Annotated in this window: 14 protein-coding genes; 7 read left to right on the plus strand and 7 right to left on the minus strand. The window is 72.5% G+C overall.

What is annotated here, in order from left to right:
- Positions 1-40 precede the first annotated feature (40 nt).
- The 3 genes from IEX84_RS04240 to IEX84_RS04250 all read right to left on the minus strand — a co-directional run bounded on the left by IEX84_RS04240 (position 41) and on the right by IEX84_RS04250 (position 1,431).
- Positions 41-265 carry a hypothetical protein gene (locus tag IEX84_RS04240; protein ID WP_188870165.1) on the minus strand — a complete coding sequence of 75 codons (225 nt, stop codon included), beginning with the start codon at positions 263-265 and terminating at the stop codon, positions 41-43.
- Positions 266-267: 2 nt separating this feature from the next.
- Positions 268-804, minus strand: a complete 537-nt coding sequence (locus IEX84_RS04245) for a TQO small subunit DoxD (RefSeq protein ID WP_188870167.1) — start codon at positions 802-804, stop codon at positions 268-270.
- A gap of 189 nt (positions 805-993) precedes the next feature.
- The gene (locus IEX84_RS04250; protein ID WP_188870169.1) at positions 994-1,431 is read right to left on the minus strand and encodes a plastocyanin/azurin family copper-binding protein; all 438 of its coding nucleotides are present in this window, start codon (positions 1,429-1,431) and stop codon (positions 994-996) included.
- 123 nt (positions 1,432-1,554) lie between these two features.
- On the opposite strand from IEX84_RS04250, the gene IEX84_RS04255 reads away from it, so the two are divergent.
- Entirely contained in the window at positions 1,555-2,823 is a 1,269-nt protein-coding gene (locus IEX84_RS04255; protein ID WP_188870172.1) for a glycosyltransferase family 39 protein, read from the plus strand.
- 152 nt (positions 2,824-2,975) lie between these two features.
- Here IEX84_RS04255 and IEX84_RS04260 read toward each other — a convergent pair whose 3' ends face one another.
- Positions 2,976-4,208, minus strand: a complete 1,233-nt coding sequence (locus IEX84_RS04260) for a glycosyltransferase family 4 protein (RefSeq protein ID WP_188870174.1) — start codon at positions 4,206-4,208, stop codon at positions 2,976-2,978.
- A 133-nt stretch (positions 4,209-4,341) separates the two neighbouring features.
- Between IEX84_RS04260 and IEX84_RS04265 the strand changes: the two genes are divergently transcribed.
- Entirely contained in the window at positions 4,342-5,274 is a 933-nt protein-coding gene (locus IEX84_RS04265) for an alkaline phosphatase family protein (protein ID WP_188870176.1), read from the plus strand.
- Positions 5,271-6,521, plus strand: coding sequence for a glycosyltransferase family 4 protein (locus IEX84_RS04270; protein ID WP_188870178.1), 1,251 nt, complete (start codon positions 5,271-5,273; stop codon positions 6,519-6,521). The genes IEX84_RS04265 and IEX84_RS04270 overlap by 4 nt, the downstream gene beginning before the upstream one ends.
- A 34-nt stretch (positions 6,522-6,555) precedes the next feature.
- Here the strand turns inward: IEX84_RS04270 and IEX84_RS04275 are convergent, their stop codons facing one another.
- The gene (locus IEX84_RS04275; RefSeq protein WP_188870180.1) at positions 6,556-8,358 is read right to left on the minus strand and encodes an ABC transporter ATP-binding protein; all 1,803 of its coding nucleotides are present in this window, start codon (positions 8,356-8,358) and stop codon (positions 6,556-6,558) included.
- A 142-nt stretch (positions 8,359-8,500) separates the two neighbouring features.
- Here IEX84_RS04275 and IEX84_RS04280 point away from each other — a divergent pair, with 142 nt between their 5' ends.
- The 4 genes from IEX84_RS04280 to IEX84_RS04295 all read left to right on the plus strand — a co-directional run bounded on the left by IEX84_RS04280 (position 8,501) and on the right by IEX84_RS04295 (position 13,604).
- A complete protein-coding gene (locus IEX84_RS04280) occupies positions 8,501-9,604 on the plus strand; it encodes a DUF4330 domain-containing protein (RefSeq protein WP_188870182.1) in 1,104 nt (367 codons plus the stop codon).
- Between the two features lie 155 nt (positions 9,605-9,759).
- Positions 9,760-10,341, plus strand: coding sequence for a GNAT family N-acetyltransferase (locus tag IEX84_RS04285; RefSeq protein ID WP_188870184.1), 582 nt, complete (start codon positions 9,760-9,762; stop codon positions 10,339-10,341).
- A complete protein-coding gene (locus IEX84_RS04290) occupies positions 10,334-11,698 on the plus strand; it encodes a lysine N(6)-hydroxylase/L-ornithine N(5)-oxygenase family protein (protein WP_188870186.1) in 1,365 nt (454 codons plus the stop codon). The genes IEX84_RS04285 and IEX84_RS04290 overlap by 8 nt, the downstream gene beginning before the upstream one ends.
- Position 11,699: 1 nt before the next feature.
- Positions 11,700-13,604, plus strand: coding sequence for an asparagine synthase-related protein (locus tag IEX84_RS04295; protein WP_188870188.1), 1,905 nt, complete (start codon positions 11,700-11,702; stop codon positions 13,602-13,604).
- 96 nt (positions 13,605-13,700) lie between these two features.
- Here the strand turns inward: IEX84_RS04295 and IEX84_RS04300 are convergent, their stop codons facing one another.
- The gene (locus IEX84_RS04300) at positions 13,701-14,849 is read right to left on the minus strand and encodes an ABC transporter ATP-binding protein (RefSeq protein WP_188870190.1); all 1,149 of its coding nucleotides are present in this window, start codon (positions 14,847-14,849) and stop codon (positions 13,701-13,703) included.
- 3 nt (positions 14,850-14,852) lie between these two features.
- The gene (locus tag IEX84_RS04305) at positions 14,853-16,499 is read right to left on the minus strand and encodes an ABC transporter permease (protein WP_188870192.1); all 1,647 of its coding nucleotides are present in this window, start codon (positions 16,497-16,499) and stop codon (positions 14,853-14,855) included.

Raw genomic sequence — 16,499 nt, forward strand, 5'->3', positions numbered from 1 at the left:
CGGAGCGGGCAGGGAGAGGACGGCTCGGACGGACCGGCCGCTATCGACGCGTCGACGTCCGTTCGTCGGCGACGAACCGATAGACGGCGTAGCACGCGAGCACGACGAGGCCGAGCGCGACGAGCGTACCGCGGACGTCGACGGAGAGCCACGCGCGCTCGCCGACGAACGTCCCCACGAGGCCGAGTCCGGCGGTCCCGAGGAGGACGAGCGCGCCGCCGAGCCACATGACGAGTCTGTCGAGGGGGCGGGTGTGTCGCGTCATAGTCAGCCGAGGAGGGCGCGGAGCCACGGGCGGTGCTCGACGAGCGCGGTGCGTTCGAGGAGGGCGTCGACGCCGCGGATGCGGCCGGCGCCGAAGACGATCAGCTGGGCGAAGAGGACGACCCGCAGGAGCTCGCCGGTGACGTAGGTGCCGGCGAAGCCGACGCTGGAGAGGTAGAATATCGCGGCGAGGAACGCCCCGCAGAAGGACGCGAGGCGGGTGAACGCCCCGAGGAGGACGCCGAGCCCGATGAGCACCTCGCCGACCGGGATGGCGACGTTCGTGAACGCGAGCAGGAGCGGCGTGTGCCCGACCCAGGCGAGGAAGCCGTGGAGCCACCCGGGTGCGGCGGTGGTGCCGGCGAGGAGCCACTGGCTGGCGGCGAACGGCCGCGCGCCGGCGTCCCAGAGGTACGCGAACTTCTCCAGGCCGGCGTGGAGCATCCACCAGCCGAGCAACAGCCGCGTGAGGAGGAGCACGTACCCCTGCCACGAGTCGGCGGCGACGCGCGTCGTCCCGGTCCCCGTGGTCGCTACCATCGCGCACCACCCACCGTCGCCGGCGAGGCCCGCCGTCCACCGCGAGCGCGGGGCACGTGGCGAGCTCGCCCGCCCGGGGCACCCACGCCGGGGAGTCGATTCGGCTCGTCGCTGCTGTCGCACATATTTTTAGGTTGGCCTAAAGAATAATAGGCGTTCGGATCGGACGAGCGGGACGACGGGCGGCGGTCAGTTGGAGCCGTTCGTCGCGGTGTCGTTCCCACCCGAGTCGGAGGATTCGGTGACGAGGATGTCCGCGACCATCCCCATGTTGACGTGCGGTTCGCAGACGACGTGGTAGCTCCCCGGCACTGTGAACTCGTGCTCGTAGGTGTGACCCTGACCGTAGATATCGGGTTCGCCCGCCCACTCCGACGCCGCGGGCTTCTCTTCCACGACGATGTTGTGGTTGCCCGTCTGCCAGACGAAGCGGACGGTCGTCCCCGCGTCGATGGTCAGCGTCTCGTCGGTGCCGGGACGGAAGGCGTAGTCCACGAGGTCGCACTGGACGGTGTCCGGCGGCAGCGTCGTCGTCTCCTCGCTCCCACCGCCACCACTCCCCCCACAGCCGGCGAGCGCGGAGGCGGCCGCCACGCCGACGCCCGCGATGTACGTTCGACGGTCCATATCGGACGGTCGATTAGGACGGCCTAAAGCGTGCCGATGCGGGGCCGACCCGGTCAGGGGACGGGCTCGCGGGGGACGAACCGCAGGTATATACTCGGGTCGCGCGTAGCCCGGACGTCCGCGATGCTGTCCGCGATTCTCTCCGTCGGCCTCCTCTACGCCGTCCTCGCGCGCTCGCGCTCGCGGCTCTACCGGCGCGCCGGCGGCGTCGCCCTCGCCGGCCACGTCTTCGTCGCCGTCGTCGTCCTCCCCGCCGTCCCCTACGACTGGGACGTCGCGCTCTTCCACGCCAACGCGCTCCGTCTCCTCGCCGGCGGCGCGAGCGACCCGTTCTCCGCGGTCGACGCCTTCGCGGTCGTGCAGGCGCTCGTCTACGCCGTCTTCGGCACCGACACGACGGCGCTCGCGGTCGTCAACGGCCTGTTCGCCGTCCTCACGCCCCTCCCGCTCTGTGCGCTCGCCGAGCGGCTCTACCCCGACCGGGAGGGCACCGACGGCCTCCTCCTGCTCGCCCTCTTCTGCCCGCTTCCCTTCCTCTTCGCCAGCCTCCCGATGCGGGACGCGCTCTCGACGCTCCTCGCCGTCCTGCTCCTCGCCGTCGTCGTCCGCGCGGCGACCGACCGCGCGCCGTTCGTCGCGCTCCTCGCCCCGCCGCTCTGGGGCGCGCTCTTCCTCCTCCGCGAGGAGCTCGCCCTGCTCGGGCTCCTCGCCGGCTGCGCCGCGGGCCTCGTCGTCGCCGCCGAGCGGGTCGCGGGCGTCCGCTCCCTCCGCGCGCTCCTCCCGCTCGCGGTGCCCGTCGGCCTCGTCGGCGTCGCGCTGTTCGCGCTCGTCTTCCCCGTCGACGCGCTCGACGCGCGCCTCCGGTACCGCGCGATGGGGAGCGCCGCCTACCTCGACCACGTGACGTACGACACGTGGCTCGACGTCCTCCTCGCCGCGCCGATCCGCGCGCTCTACTTCCAGTTCGCCCCGTTCCCGCTCCACGTCGGCTCCGCGTTCGACCTGCTCGCGGCCGCGGCCCTCCCGCTCGTCGTCGCGCTCGCCGTCGCGGCGTACCGGTGTCTCACCCGGTACGAGACGGAGCCGGCCGCGGCGCTCGCGCTCCTCGTCTTCTACGGCGGCGGCGTCGTCGGCTACGGGCTCATCGACGCGAACTTCGGGACGACCGTCAGACACCGCGCGGTCTTCGTCTTCGTCCTCGGCGTCTTCGCCGCACCCGCCCTCCAGCGGTGGGTCGACTCACTCCGCGAGCGCGTCGAGACGGCGCTGGACGACGAGCGCGACGAGCGCCGCGAGGAGGAGGAAGCTGAGGAACTTGACCGCCGCGCCGAGCGACGACGCGAGCACGGAGACGACGCTGACGAGCACGAACGCGGCGAGCCCGCCGAGTAGGACACGCTCGTCGGCGCAGAGCGCGTAGACGGTGCTGTTCGCGGTCCAGCGCCCGAGCGCGCGGAGGACGCGGTAGGTCGTCGACGACCGAATCGCCGCCGCGAGGTCCACACGGGCACGTCGCGCGCCGCGGACAAAACCGTACACGGTTCTCACCGCGACCCCGCCCGCACCCGTTCGAGCAGGGCCTCGATTCGGTCGGTGACGCGCTCCCACGTGTAGCCCGCGTCGAGGGCGTGCGCGCGACACGCCGCGCTCGCCGCCGCGCGTGCCTCGTCGCCCGTCCGGTGCCACGCGGCGAGCGCGTCCGCGAGCGCGTCCGAGTCGCCCGGCGGGACGAGCAGGCGCTCCGGAATCGCCGCCTCGTCTTCGAGCGGGCCGAGGATTTCGGGCGTCGCGCCCGCCGTCGTCCCGACGACCGGCGTCCCGGCCGCGAGCGCCTCCACCGTGGCGAGCCCGAACCCCTCGTGGGCGAGCGTCGGGAGGACGAAGACGTCGGCGCGCGCGTACGTCGCGGGGAGGTCCGACTCCGGGACGTAGCCCGCGAGCGTCACGCGGTCCGCGACGCCCCGCGCCGCCGCCCGTGCCTCGAGCGCCTCGCGCAGCGGCCCGTCGCCGCCGACCGTCAGCCCGACGTCCGCGCCGGAGTCGACGACCGACGCGAACGCGTCGACGAGCGTGTCGAGGCCCATCCGCGGCGTGAGGCGGCGGACCGTGAGGAACTCGGTTCGGCGTCGGTCGGCGGGCGCGGGAGGGACGGCACCACTCGCGTCGTCCGCCCCGTCGCCGTCGGCCGCGTGCGGCGCGAACCGCTCGGCGTCCGCGCCGCCCGGGAGCACCGTTATCGGCGGGGCGTCGGGGTGGGCGGCCGCGACGCGTTCGCGCATGAACTCGCTGAGGACGACCGCCGCGTCGCTGCGCGCGAGCGTCCGGCCCTCGATTCGGCCCCTGAGGGCGCGGTTCGCCCACTGCCACGGAACACCGAGCCCCGACGCGTCGGGCGCGCGCTCGGCGTACTCCGTCGCCCAGAGGCCGTGGACCGTGTAGGTCCGCGGGACGGCGTCCGAGAGCGCCAGATCGACGCCGAAGGAGCTCAACGCGCCGTGGAAGCAGACGACGTCGAGGGGCGCGTCGCGCTCGACGGCGCGCACCCGCCGCGCGACGGCGCGCAGCGTCCACGGGAGGCGGGGAATCGACGCCCGGTAGCGGTGGACGTCCATCCCCGCGACCGTCTCGCGCGCCGGGGCGTCGCCGCGTCGCCGCGTGAGCACGGACACCCGGTGACCGCGCGCGGCCAGCCGCCGCCCGACCTCGTAGTTGTACCGGCCCGAGCCGGTGGCTTCGGGCTCCGGGAAGAGGTTGTTCGTCGCGGCGAGCACGTGCATACCCGACGGCACACCGGGCGCGCGGGTGAGCCTTTCGCTCGGCCGGGGCTCGTCGGAGACGGGTCGGCACGCATCACGCGCCGCGCGACGAGACGACGAAAGACTGATTCGCGCGTCCGACCGAGGGCGGGGTATGGACGCCCGTTCGCGCCTGTCGCGTGCGCTCGGTACCCCGCGGCTCTTCTTGCGCCACGCGAACCGGCTCTACCACCGCCGCTGTGGCCTGCGGAGCCACGACACCGCCGGCGACGACCCCTTCGACGCCGACTGGGACACGCTCGTGCTCCTCGACGGCTGTCGCTACGACACGTTCGCGCGCCGCGCCGACCTCCCGGGGACGCTCGAACGCCGACGCTCGCCAGCGGCCTCGACAGTCGAGTTCCTCCGCGCGGCCGTCGACGGCCGCGACCTCCGCGACACCGTCTACGTCACCGCGAACCCACAGCTCCGCCAGCACGACGACGTCGAGGCGAACTTCCACACCGTCGTCGACGTCTGGCGCGAGGACGGCTGGGACGACGAGACCGGGACGGTGCTCCCGGAGACGATGACGGCGTACGCCCGCGAGGCCGCCCGCGACTACCCGGAGAAGCGCCTCGTCGTCCACTACATGCAGCCCCACTACCCCTTCGTCGAGGCCGACACGACGTTCGACAAGGGCCACCTCGACGGGTCCGTCGGCGGCGAGAACGTCTGGAACCGCCTGCTCGCCGGTGACGTCGACGTCGCGCCCGACGAGGTCAGACGGTTCTACGCGGAGAACCTCGACCGCGCGCTCCCGCACGTCGCCGCGCTCCTCGACGCCCTCGACGGCCGGACGGTCGTCACCGCCGACCACGGCAACATGCTCGGCGAGCGCTCGTTTCCCATCCCGTTCCGCGAGTGGGGCCACCCGCGCGGAATCTACACGGACGAGCTCGTCGCCGTCCCGTGGCTCGTCGTCGAGGGCGACGAGCGCCGCACGATCACCCGTGGTGAGCAGACGGCCGACGGCGAGCGCGAGGGCGAGCGCGCCGACGACGCGGTCGTGCGAGAGCGCCTGCGCGACCTCGGTTACGCCGAATGACCCTCGACCTCGGCTTCCTCCACCCGACGTATCCCGCGAGCGAGGGGACGGGCGCGTCGCACAGCGCCACCCGAATCGTCGCCGAGGTGGCGGCGCGCGGCCACGACGTCACCGTCTACTGCCGCGAGGCACCCGGGGACGACGCGGCCGCGCCCGCGGGCACGACGCTCCGCTCGCTCGACCGCTCGGGCTACCCCTACCACACCGGCCAGCAGTTCGACCGCGCGCTCCGCGACGCCCGCGACGACCTCGCCGGTCACGACGTCGTCCACAGCTACGTCATGAACGCCCTCCCGGCGCTCGGCGCCCTCGCGCGCGAGACGGACACCGCGACCGTCCTAACGCTGAACGCCTACGGGGCCGTCTGCCCGAAGAACGACCTCCGGTACATGGACCGCGAGCCCTGCGCGTCGAACGGCCCGGCGAAGTGCGCGGCGTGCGCGCTCGCCACGAGCCCCGGCCACGACGAGTACGGCGCGGCGTACCGCGCCGCGAGCCGCCTGGGGTACCTCGACCTCGTCCGCCGCGGCGAGCGCGTCGCCGACGACATCGACGCCTACCACGCCCTCTCGGGGCACATCGAGGCGACGTACGGGGAGTTCGGCTTCCCCACGGAGCGCTTCGCGGTCGTCCCGAACCTCCTCGACGAGCGCTTCGACCGCCCCCACGAGAGCGGCTTCGAGCCGCCGTACGACCTCCTCTACGTCGGCTCGCTCGACGAGCACAAGGGCGTCGACCGTCTCGTCCCCGTCCTCGCGCGGCTGAACGAGCGCGCCGGGGCGGACTACCGGCTGACCGTCGTCGGCGACGGCGGCCTGCGCTCCGACATCGAGGCGCGGGCGGCCGAGGCGGGGCTCGGGGACGCCGTGACGTGCACCGGCTGGGTGGCGAACGAGGACCTCCCCGGGGTCTTCGCGCGCCACGACTGCTTCCTCTACCCCGGCCGGTGGGACGAGCCGTTCGGACGGGTGTTCCTCGAAGCTCTCGGGACCGGCACCCCCGTGGTGGCGACGGACGTCGGGAGCGTCGCGGACATCGTCGGCGCGGGCGGGCGCGTCGTCGACGGCGGCGCGGACGCGCTCGCCGCGGGCGTCCGGGAGCTCGCCGCCGACGGGTTCGAGCGGGCGTCGCGGGCCGCGCGCGAGCGCGTCGACGACTACCGGCCCGAGGCGGTCGTCCCGCAGTTCCTCGCGCTCTACGAGCGGGCGCGCGAGCGGGCGGCAGAGAGGGCGACGGAAGCGTCGTAGCGAGCGGAGTTCTCTACTCGACCGGGTCGGGGCGCTAGTCGCGGCGTTGTGCGCCGTAGAGGTCGGCGTAGACGCCGTCGCCCTCCACGAGCTCCGCATGCTGGCCGGATTCGACGACCCGGCCGTCCGCGAGCGCGTAGATGCGGTCGGCGTTGCGGACGGTCGAGAGCCGGTGGGCGACCGTGAGGACGACGTAGTCGCGCTCCATCGACTCGATGGCGCGCTGGACGTCGCGTTCGAGCCGGGAGTCGAGGTCGCTCGTCGCCTCGTCGAGCACGAGCACGTCCGCGTCCGCGAGGAGGGCGCGGGCGAGCGCGACGCGCTGTTTCTGCCCGCCGGAGAGCCGGACGCCGTCGTCGCCGAGTCGCGTCTCGTACCCGTTCGGGAGGTCGTCGAGGAACTCGTCGACGCGCGCGAGCTCGCAGACGCGTTCGAGGGCCGCGTCCGTCGCGTCGCGGTCGGCGAGCGTGAGGTTGTAGCGCAGCGTGTCGTCGAAGACGTACGGGTCCTGGCGGACGACGGCGACGTGCTCGCGCCACCCGTCGATGGGCATCTCGGTGATGGGCGTCCCGTTCGCGCGTATCGCGCCGCCGTCGGGGTCGTAGAGGCGCGCGAGGAGGGAGACGATGGTGGACTTCCCCGCGCCCGAGGAGCCGACGAACGCGACGAACTCCCCGGCCTCGACGGTGAAGCTCACGCCGTCGAGGACCGGCGCGCCGTCGTCGTAGGCGAACGTCACGTCGTCGAACGACACCGAGGTCACGCGCTCGGGGACGGCCGCCGTCCCGTCGTCGGGTTCGGCGTGGCGGTCGAGCTCCTCGGTGAACGCCCGCGTGCGAACGAGGTGCGGGAGGTCGTTCTCGACCTGATAGCGGAGTTCGTGGGCGCGACTCGCCTTCGGGCCGAGGCGGAACGCCGCGAAGAGGAAGAGCCCGAGCGAGCCGAGGCTCAGTTCGGCGTACGTGAGCGCGGCGTAGACGAGACCGAAGACGGAGACGGCGACGGCGAACTGATAGCAGTTCGTGATCGCCGCCTCGTTGCGCCGCAGGGTGATTCGGGCGTCGGTGTAGCGCTCGACCGCCGCGCGGAAGGTGTCGTACACCTCCTCGCGGAGGCCGAAGAGCCGGACGTCGCGGATGCCCTGTGTCCCGGCCTGAGCGGCCGACTGACGTTGCTCGTTCGCGTCCGCGACGGCCGCGCCGACGTCGTAGCCGGAGTCGACGACGCGGTGGACGACGAGCGTCACGCCCCCGAGGACGACGGCGGTGGCGACGGTGAGCGTCGGGGAGACGAGGAGCGCGATGAGTCCGTAGGCGAACGCGAGCATCGACTGCTCGACGAAGAGGACGACGCGTTTGATGACGCGGCCGGCGTAGAACGTCTGCGTGACGAGGGCGTTCAGCACGTCGTCGGAGCCCGCCTCGTCGTAGTAGGCGATGCGGGCGTCGAGGGCGCGCTCGAACGCGCGCAACTGGAGGTCCCGGACGTAGTACGTCCGCAGCGCCTCGCGGAGCCACGCGACGAGGAAGCTCGACGCGAAGCGGACGGCCATCACGACGGCGACGCCGGCGACGGCCGTGCCGAGCGTGAGCGGAACGCCGACCGCGCGGTACGCCCGGACGAAGAGGCCACCGATGCCGTCCGTCGCGGGCTGTCCCTCGGTGCCGACGAGCTCGATAATCGGGAGGATGAAGCTCAGCCCGACGCCTTCGAGGACCGCCGCGAGGAGGCCGAGGGCGACGATTCCGGCGGTGAGACGGGGGCTGTACGCGGCGACGCCGAGGAGCGCGTCGAGTTTCTCCCGGCGCGTCGCGCCCGGGGCGTCGTCGTCGCTCATGCGCCCGCCGGTCGAGCCCCGCGACGGCGGACGCACGCCCGCGTAGACGAAACGCCTTTGTCGCGTCCGGCGAAGGGTCCGATATTCGACTTCCCGCACATGCACGCGTTCACAGTCTGGGTGGGTTTCGGCCGGGGGAACTATGAGGCTTGTCGATGAGGACGGCCGGCTGTTCGGCCGCGTCAACGTCGTCGACGCCGCCGTCGTCCTCGTCGTCCTCGCCGCCGTCGTCGCTGGCGCCGTCGCGGTCGTCCCGCTCGGTGGTGGGGGTGAGCCCGCGACGCGCTACGCGACCGTCGACCTCGGGACACAGTCGCCCGCGACGGCCGAGCGCATCGATGCCGGCGACCGCTCCGCGGACGAACGCGTCGTCGTCACGGACACGTACGTCGGTCCCGCCGGGGACGGCGCGAACGCGTCCGTCGTCGTCCGCGTTCGGGTGAACGGCACGCTGCGCGACGGCGGCGACGAACGCGTCTTCGAGCGCGACGGCGAGCCGCTGCGCCGCGGCGATGGCTTCGCGTTCGAGACGTCGAGCTACGCCGTCGCGGGCGACGTCCTGCGCGTCGAGGAGGCGGGGACGACGCTGCCCGTGGGTTCGCTCCCGGTCCTCCTCGAAGCGACGCTGTCGCCGGCCACCGCGGACGCCGTCGCGGTCGGCGACGCGTTCCGACTCGACGACCGGCGGATCGCGCGCGTCACGGGCGTCACGACCGCCCCGGTCGAGAACGGGACGGCGCGGCGGGCGCTGCTCGGCGTGCGCCTGCACACCCTGAACCGCTCCGGGAGCACGTACTTCGGGGCGACGCCCGTGCGGCTCGGCGGGTTGCTGCGCTTCGACACCGACCAGTACGCCCTGCGCGGGACGGTGACGCGGTGGGGGAACGCCTCGCCGCCGGGATCGCCGACGACGACGACCGCGGTCGTCTCGCTCGCGGACGTCGACCCGGCGGTCGCGGACGGCCTCCGGGCCGGGCTGACCGAGCGCCGCGACGGCCGGACGACGGCGCGAATCACGGCCGTCCGCACGGAGAACGCGACGGTGGTGCTCACGAGCGACGACGGCCACATCTACGAGCGCGAACACCCCGAGAACGTGGACGTCCACCTCACCGTCGACCTCCGGACGCGCGCGACCGCGGACGGCCTCCGGTTTCACACGCGCGCGCTCCGCGAGGGGACGCGCGTGACGTTCGACTTCCGGACGGTGACGGTCGACGGCACCGTCACGCGCATCCGCGGGTAGGGGGCCGAAGCACCTCACACAATCGGTGCGCGGGTCCCGAGCGCAACCCTTTTCAGGTCAGCCTAAAAAATACTGGTGAGAACCGTGAACGGAGCATCGACACCGGCCCGTCGCGCCGGCGGGCGGCGAGCGGGTGGACGCACCCGCGGGGCGACATGACCTGTCCCCGGGAGACCGTCGGGTCGACGTACAGCTACCGGACGGTCGCCGACTCGGGCGCCGAACTCGGCTTCCGCGAGGTGTCGCTCGACCGGGACCTCGGTCGGCTACACGCGTGGCTGAACAGCGACCACGTGCTGCCCTACTGGCAGCAGGACGACCCGCTTCCCCAGGTCCGCGACACGATACGCGAACGCGCCGCCGACGAGACCCAGACGCTCTACGTCGGCTACCGCGACCACGTCCCGATGAGCTACTGGGAGTCCTACTGGGCGGCCCACGACCGCCTCGCCGACCACTACGACGCCGACCCCGGCGACCAGGGCATCCACCTGCTCATCGGCCCGACGGAGTACCTCGGACGTGGCTACGCCGCGCCGCTCATCCGCGCGATGGTCGACTTCCAGTTCCAACACCCCGAGACGACCCGAGTCGTCACGGAGCCGGACGCCCGCAACGAACGCGCCATCCGCGCGTTCGCGGCCGCGGGGTTCGAGCGCCGCGGCGAGATCGAGTTCCCCGACAAGACCGCCCAGTTCATGGTCCGAGAACGCGAGACGGGCGCGGCCGATGAGTGAGGACGCGTACGACCTCGTCGGCGTCGGCGTCGGCCCGTTCAACCTCGGGCTCGCCGCCCTCCTCGACGACGTCGATGCGGACTGCGACGCCGCCTTCCTCGAACAGCGTGCCGCGTTCGACTGGCACGAGGACATGCTCATCGAGGGAACGACGCTCGAAGTGCCGTTCCTCGCCGACCTCGTCACGATGGTCGACCCGACGAACCCGTACAGCTACCTCAACTATCTGCGCGCACAGAACCGCCTCTACGAGTTCTACTTCTACGAGGAGTTCTTCCTCCCGCGTCGCGAGTACAACGACTACTGTCGGTGGGTGGCCGAGCGCCTCCCGTCGCTTCGCTTCGGCCGACGCGTCACCGAAATCGGCGTCGCAGCGGACGGCGAGACGTATCGGCTCGCGGCCGTCGACCCCGAGACGGGCGAGCGCGAGACGTACCTGGCGGAGAACGTCGTCGTCGGCATCGGCACGCGCCCGCACGTCCCGGACCGGTTCGCGGACGTCCTCGGCGACGACGTCTTCCACACGGCGAGCTACCTCGGCAACCGGGAGCGGTGTCTGGACGCCGAGCGCGTCACGGTCGTCGGCTCCGGGCAGAGCGCCGCCGAGGTCGTCCGCGACCTCCTCGAACGCCAGCCCGAGGGCGGCTACGCGCTCGACTGGCTCACCCGCTCGCGCGGCTTCTTCCAGATGGCCGACGCCAAGCTCGGCCACATGATCTACACGCCCGACTACACGGACTACTTCTACGACCTCGATCAGGAGACGAAGGACGAACTCCGTGAGGGTCAGGACCTCCTCTACAAGGGAATAGACGAGCGCACGAGCGCCGAAATCTACGACCTGCTCTACGAGGGGTCGGTGGGCGACGCCGAGCCTGACGTCGGGATGCTCGCCGCGACCGAGGTGCGCGAACTCGGTCCCGCGCCCGACGGCGAGGGGTACGCCCTCCTCTGCGAGCAGTGGCAGGAGAACGAGCGTTTCGTCCAGGAGAGCGACGTCGTCGTCCTCGGGACGGGGTACGAGCGCGTCGAGCCGCCGTTCGCCGCGGGGCTCGCCGACCGCCTCGCGCGCGACGACGCGGGGCGACTCGACGTCACCCGCGACTTCCGGCTGACGGGGACGGACCTCCCCGGGGAACTCTACGTCCAGAACGCCGAAATCCACACGCACGGAATCAACGCGCCCGACCTCGGGCTCGGTCCGTACCGGAACGCGGTGATCCTCGACGACCTGCTCGCCGACTCGCCCTACGGCACCGAACTCGCCGACGTCTTCCAGAGCTTCTCCGTCGACGACTACCTCGAACGCCGCGAGAGCGCCCGCCGGGTCGCGTCCCCCCCAAACCCCGACGCCTAGCATGGTCGGGCTCTCGGGGGTCGTCGGTGCGGATGCCGGCGCGGTCGAGGTCGACACCGTCCCCGCCACCGTCGACGACGAGGTGCGCGCCACCCACCGGGCGGACGGCGTCGCGGTCCGCACGGCGTTCCACCGAGGCGCGAGCGTCGAACAGCCCGTCACCGCGCCCGACGGCGCGCTCGTCTGGGTCTGGGGCGAGGTGTACGCCGTCGGGACGGGCGACGACCGCGAGCGCGTCGACCCGCGCGAGACCGCGCGCGTCTGCGCCGCCGAATCGGCCGCGCACGGCCGGTCGTTCCCCGACCGCCTCGACGGGGAGTTCGCCGGCGTCCGCTACGACCCCGAGACGGGGCGCGCCACGCTCTTCACGGACCGCCTCGGCGCGCGCCCGCTCTACTACGCCGTGGGCGACGACGCCCTCGCCTTCTCGACGAGCGTCCAGCGCGTCCCGGAGGTCGACGGCGCGACGTTCGCCTTCGATTCCGACTTCCTCGCCGAGTACCTCTACGCGCGCCGGACGTTCGGCGCGCGGACGCCGATAGCGGGAGTCGACCAGCTCGCGCCCGCGACGACCGTCGCGTACGACCCGACGGACGGTCGTCTCGACGAGCGGCGCTACTGGGCGCCCCGATACCGGCCGGTGGAGCGCCCGCTCTCGCACTACGTGGACGAGCTCGCGGAGCGCTTCGCGGCCGCCGTCGCCGACCGCACGGCGGACGACCGGACCGCGGGCCTGCTGTTGAGCGGCGGGAGCGACTCGCGGGCGGTGCTCGCGGCCGCGGGAACGGACGCGCGCGCTGGCGTGGGAGCGGACGCGACGGAGAGCGAGAGCACGAGCGCGGGCCGAGGGGAGCGTATCCGCACCTACCACATGAACGACGGGTGGAACCGCGAGGCGCGAATCGCGCGGCGCATCGCCGACGCGGCGGACGCGCCGTTCACGCTCCTCGAACGCGGGCCGTCGTACCACGAGACGCTCCTGGAGCGCGCCGCGCCGATTCAGGAGTTCATCGGACCGTTCAACACCGGGCACGCGCTCGGGTTCGCGGACCGGCTCGCGGGCGACGTCGACGTCCTGCTCACCGGCCTCTACAGCGACTCGCTCTTCGGGCCGTGGAGTATCCCCTCACCCGAGATTCCGCTGCCGTACGGCGCGAGCCTCCCGCTCCCCCTCGCCGACCTCCCCGGAAGCGTCGACGAGTACGCCGCCGCGCAGGCGGCCTCGCAGCCGGCGCGCGACCCGGACTACCTCGACGCGCCGCCGCTCGCCGACCTCGTTCGCGAGCACGTCCGCGAGGGCGTCACGTCGCTCGACCACCACGGCGTCGTCCACCCGGACGTCGAGTCTCTCGTCCTGAGCGAGTTCTACTACCCGATCACGAACGGCATCGGCTTCGACCTCTACAGCGCGCTCCAAATCGCACCGACGCGCAACCCCTTCCTCGACCGGCGGCTCGTCGACCTCCACCTCGAAATCCCCCTGCGATACCGCCTCAGACACGACCTCGTCGCGCTCGCGCTCGAACGCCTCGACGAGGCGCTGGCGGCGATTCCGCACCCGAGCACGCGACTCCCGCTCACCGCGCCGCACCTCGCGCACGTCGCCGCCGCGCCCGCGTCGAGTCTCGTCGACAGGCTCCGCGACGGCGGCGACTCGTATCTGACGTGGGGGCCGTGGCAGGACAAGGACGCGTTGCTCCGCGGGCACGACTTCGTCGGCGACGCGCTCCGCGAACACGACGCCGTCCTCCGCGGGCTCCCGGGCGTCGACGCCGACGCCGCGTGGGAGACGTATCGGCGTCACCGCGCGGGCGAGGTCGACGCGGCCGAGGAGCTCTATCGCCTCCTCACGGTCGCGTCGATGCCGATGGCGGCGCGACTCGTCGGCGACGGCGGCGAAAAGTAGTCGAGACGACGGACCGAGAGCGGGTTCGCGCCCGCGCTTTCGTCTCCGTTCCCGTTTCCGTTCCCGTTCCCGTCCGCATCCCCGTTCTCGTCCCCGTCAGCGTTCGAACCACTGGAGCGGGTGGTCCGCGACGACGTCGACGGTGACGGGCTGACCGACCTCGAAGAGCTCCGTGTGGTTGTGCATGCAGCGGACGCTGTCGCCCTCGGTGGTCTCGACGCGATAGACGAACGACGGGCCCTGATACTGGCGCTGCGTGAGACGACCGTCCGCGGTCGTCCCGTCGGCGGCGGGGCGTGCCTGCAGGTCGTCGGGGCGGACGAGCACGTCGACCGTCGTGCCGTCGGGGAGGTCGAGTCCGGGGAAGTGCGTGGCGTCGAGGCGGCCGATGTCGGTCTCGACGGCGTCGCCGTCGACGCGGCCCGTGAGGAAGCCGGCCTGCCCGAGGAAGGACGCGACGAAGCGCGACGACGGGCGCTCGAAGATTCGCTCGGGGCGGCCGATCTGCTGGAGGCGGCCGTCGTTCATCACGCCGACGCGGTCGGCGATGGAGAGCGCCTCCTCCTGGTCGTGCGTCACCCAGATGGCGGTGACGCCGGTCTCGTCGATGATGCGGCGCATCTCCTCGCGCATCGAGACACGGAGCGCGACGTCGAGGTTCGAGAGCGGTTCGTCAAGGAGGAGGACGTCCGGCTCGGGGGCGAGCGAGCGCGCGAGCGCGATACGCTGTTTCTGCCCGCCGGAGAGTTCCTCGGGGTGGTGGTCGGCGTGGTCGCCGAGGCCGACGAGGTCGAGCAGTTCGTCGACGCGCGCCTCGCGCTCCGCGGCCGGCCGGTCGCCGATGCCGAACGCGACGTTCTCGGCGGCGCTCAGGTGGGGGAAGAGCGCGAAGTCCTGGAAGACGAGGCCGATGTCGTGCTCCTCGGGCGGGACGAAGACGCCGCCCTCGGGGTCGGCGAGCGTCCGGTCGTCGAGGGTTATCGTGCCGGCGTCGGCGCGTTCGAGGCCCGCGACCATCCGCAGGGTCGTGGTCTTGCCACAGCCCGAGGGGCCGAGGAGCGCGAGGATTTCGCCGTCGGCCACGGACATCGAGAGGGCGTCGACGGCGGTCTCGGGGCCGTACGTCTTCGTGAGCCCGGAGAGGTCGAGGACGGTCCCCGTGGCCGCGGCGTCGTCGGCGTCGCTGTCGTCCGCTGCGGGCGATGCGTCGGATGCGTCGGTGCGGTTGTGAGTCGTGCGTGACATGGATTATTTCTCCTGCGAGAGGATGACGACCATCGAGAGCGCGGAGACGACGATGAGGACGAACGCGGGGATGGCGGCCGCGCCGTAGCTTCCGGACTCGCGGACCGCCCAGATGTAGGTGACGAGGGTGTCGAACCCCGTCGGCTGGAGCAGCAGCGTCGCCGGGAGCTCCTTCATCGTCGTGAGGAAGACGAGCGCGGCACCCGCGAACACGCCGGGGGCGATGAGGGGGAGCGCCACCCGGCGAAACGCGCCGAGCGGGGACTCCCCGAGGAGGCGCGCGGCCTCGGTCAGCTCGCGGTCGACGCGCATCACCGAGGAGCGCGTGGCACCGACGGACTGGGGGAGGAAGCGCACGACGTACGCGAATATCAACAGCGGGAGCGTCTGGTAGAGCGTCGGCAGGTACGAGGCGGCCCCGATGACCGACGAGAGGTCGTCGACGGCGGCACCGTAGGAGACGCCGAAGAACACCAGCGCGAGGCCGAGGACGATGCCGGGCATCGCGTAGCCGATGTAGGTCGCGCGGTCGATGAGCTCCGCGACCGTCGAGCGGTGGCGGGCGGCGAGGTAGGCGACGGGGATCGCCGCGAGCGCGCACGCCACCGCCGCGGCCACGGAGACGAGCACGGAGTTGCTCGCGTACGACCACTCGAAGACGAGTCGCGTCCGACCGATGGCGGAGCTGCCGCGGCGGAACCAGACGAACAGCACGCCGAGGGGGACGACCAGACACATCGTGACGACGCTCGCGCAGAAGGCGAGCGCGGGGGCCTTCCAGCGGCCGAGCGCGACGGTCGTGTCGCTCGTACTCGCGCGCGTGCCGACGTACGCGCCCTGCGTGGAGTCGCCGACGCGGGACTGCAACGCGAGGATGACCGCGGTGATGGTGAGGAGCTGAAGGGAGAGCATCGCGGCCGTCTCGCGGCCGAAGCCGTTGAACTCCACCCAGATGGCCTGCGTGAGCACTTCGAGGCGGAGGAGGTTCGGCGTCCCGAAGTCAGAGAGCGCGTAGAGCGCGACGAGCAGCGCCCCCGAGGCGATTCCGGGGACGAGCTGCGGGAGGGTGACGCGGCGGAAGGCCTCGATACGCGAGACGCCGAGGGTGCGTGCGGCCTCGACGAGCGACTCGTCGAAGGAGAGCAGCGACGCCCGCGTGGTGATGAACACGTAGGGGAACGTGTAGAGCGTGAGGACGAGGGCGACGCCGCCGAAGCCGTAGACGGACGGGACGGAGTCGACCCCGAGGGGCGCGAGCAGGTCGGCGATGTAGCCGCTGGGGCCGAACGCGGAGATGTAGGTGAACGCCCCGAGATAGCTGGGGATGACGAGCGGGAGCGCGACGGCGATGGTCCAAAAGCGCCGGAACGGGAGGTCCGTCCGGACGGTGAGGAAGGCGAGGGGGACACCGAGGACGACGGAGGCCCCGGTGACGACGGCGACGAGCGCGATGCTCGTGGCGAACGTCGAGGGGTGGGTCAGGAGCGACGGCCCGCCCTCGGCTTCGAGGACGCGGAGGAGTATCCACGCGATTGGGGACAGCACCGCCGCGGCAATCGCGCCGCTCAGCAGGACGAGCGCGGTCGGGAGCCCCGAGTCTCGCGAGCGCGCGCGAGCGAACGGTGCCACGAGCCGGTCGAGGGCCGACAT

It is taken from the genome of Halarchaeum rubridurum, assembly GCF_014647115.1.
Taxonomy (GTDB): domain Archaea; phylum Halobacteriota; class Halobacteria; order Halobacteriales; family Halobacteriaceae; genus Halarchaeum; species Halarchaeum rubridurum.

Excerpts from the sequence above, each read along its gene's own strand:
- IEX84_RS04240 (WP_188870165.1), bottom strand. The coding sequence starts at position 265 with ATGACGCGACACACCCGCCCCCTCGACAGACTCGTCATGTGGCTCGGC.
- IEX84_RS04245 (WP_188870167.1), bottom strand. The coding sequence starts at position 804 with ATGGTAGCGACCACGGGGACCGGGACGACGCGCGTCGCCGCCGACTCG.
- IEX84_RS04250 (WP_188870169.1), bottom strand. The coding sequence starts at position 1,431 with ATGGACCGTCGAACGTACATCGCGGGCGTCGGCGTGGCGGCCGCCTCC.
- IEX84_RS04255 (WP_188870172.1), top strand. The coding sequence starts at position 1,555 with ATGCTGTCCGCGATTCTCTCCGTCGGCCTCCTCTACGCCGTCCTCGCG.
- IEX84_RS04260 (WP_188870174.1), bottom strand. The coding sequence starts at position 4,208 with ATGCACGTGCTCGCCGCGACGAACAACCTCTTCCCGGAGCCCGAAGCC.
- IEX84_RS04265 (WP_188870176.1), top strand. The coding sequence starts at position 4,342 with ATGGACGCCCGTTCGCGCCTGTCGCGTGCGCTCGGTACCCCGCGGCTC.
- IEX84_RS04270 (WP_188870178.1), top strand. The coding sequence starts at position 5,271 with ATGACCCTCGACCTCGGCTTCCTCCACCCGACGTATCCCGCGAGCGAG.
- IEX84_RS04275 (WP_188870180.1), bottom strand. The coding sequence starts at position 8,358 with ATGAGCGACGACGACGCCCCGGGCGCGACGCGCCGGGAGAAACTCGAC.
- IEX84_RS04280 (WP_188870182.1), top strand. The coding sequence starts at position 8,501 with ATGAGGCTTGTCGATGAGGACGGCCGGCTGTTCGGCCGCGTCAACGTC.
- IEX84_RS04285 (WP_188870184.1), top strand. The coding sequence starts at position 9,760 with ATGACCTGTCCCCGGGAGACCGTCGGGTCGACGTACAGCTACCGGACG.
- IEX84_RS04290 (WP_188870186.1), top strand. The coding sequence starts at position 10,334 with ATGAGTGAGGACGCGTACGACCTCGTCGGCGTCGGCGTCGGCCCGTTC.
- IEX84_RS04295 (WP_188870188.1), top strand. The coding sequence starts at position 11,700 with ATGGTCGGGCTCTCGGGGGTCGTCGGTGCGGATGCCGGCGCGGTCGAG.
- IEX84_RS04300 (WP_188870190.1), bottom strand. The coding sequence starts at position 14,849 with ATGTCACGCACGACTCACAACCGCACCGACGCATCCGACGCATCGCCC.
- IEX84_RS04305 (WP_188870192.1), bottom strand. The coding sequence starts at position 16,499 with ATGTCGGCCCTCGACCGGCTCGTGGCACCGTTCGCTCGCGCGCGCTCG.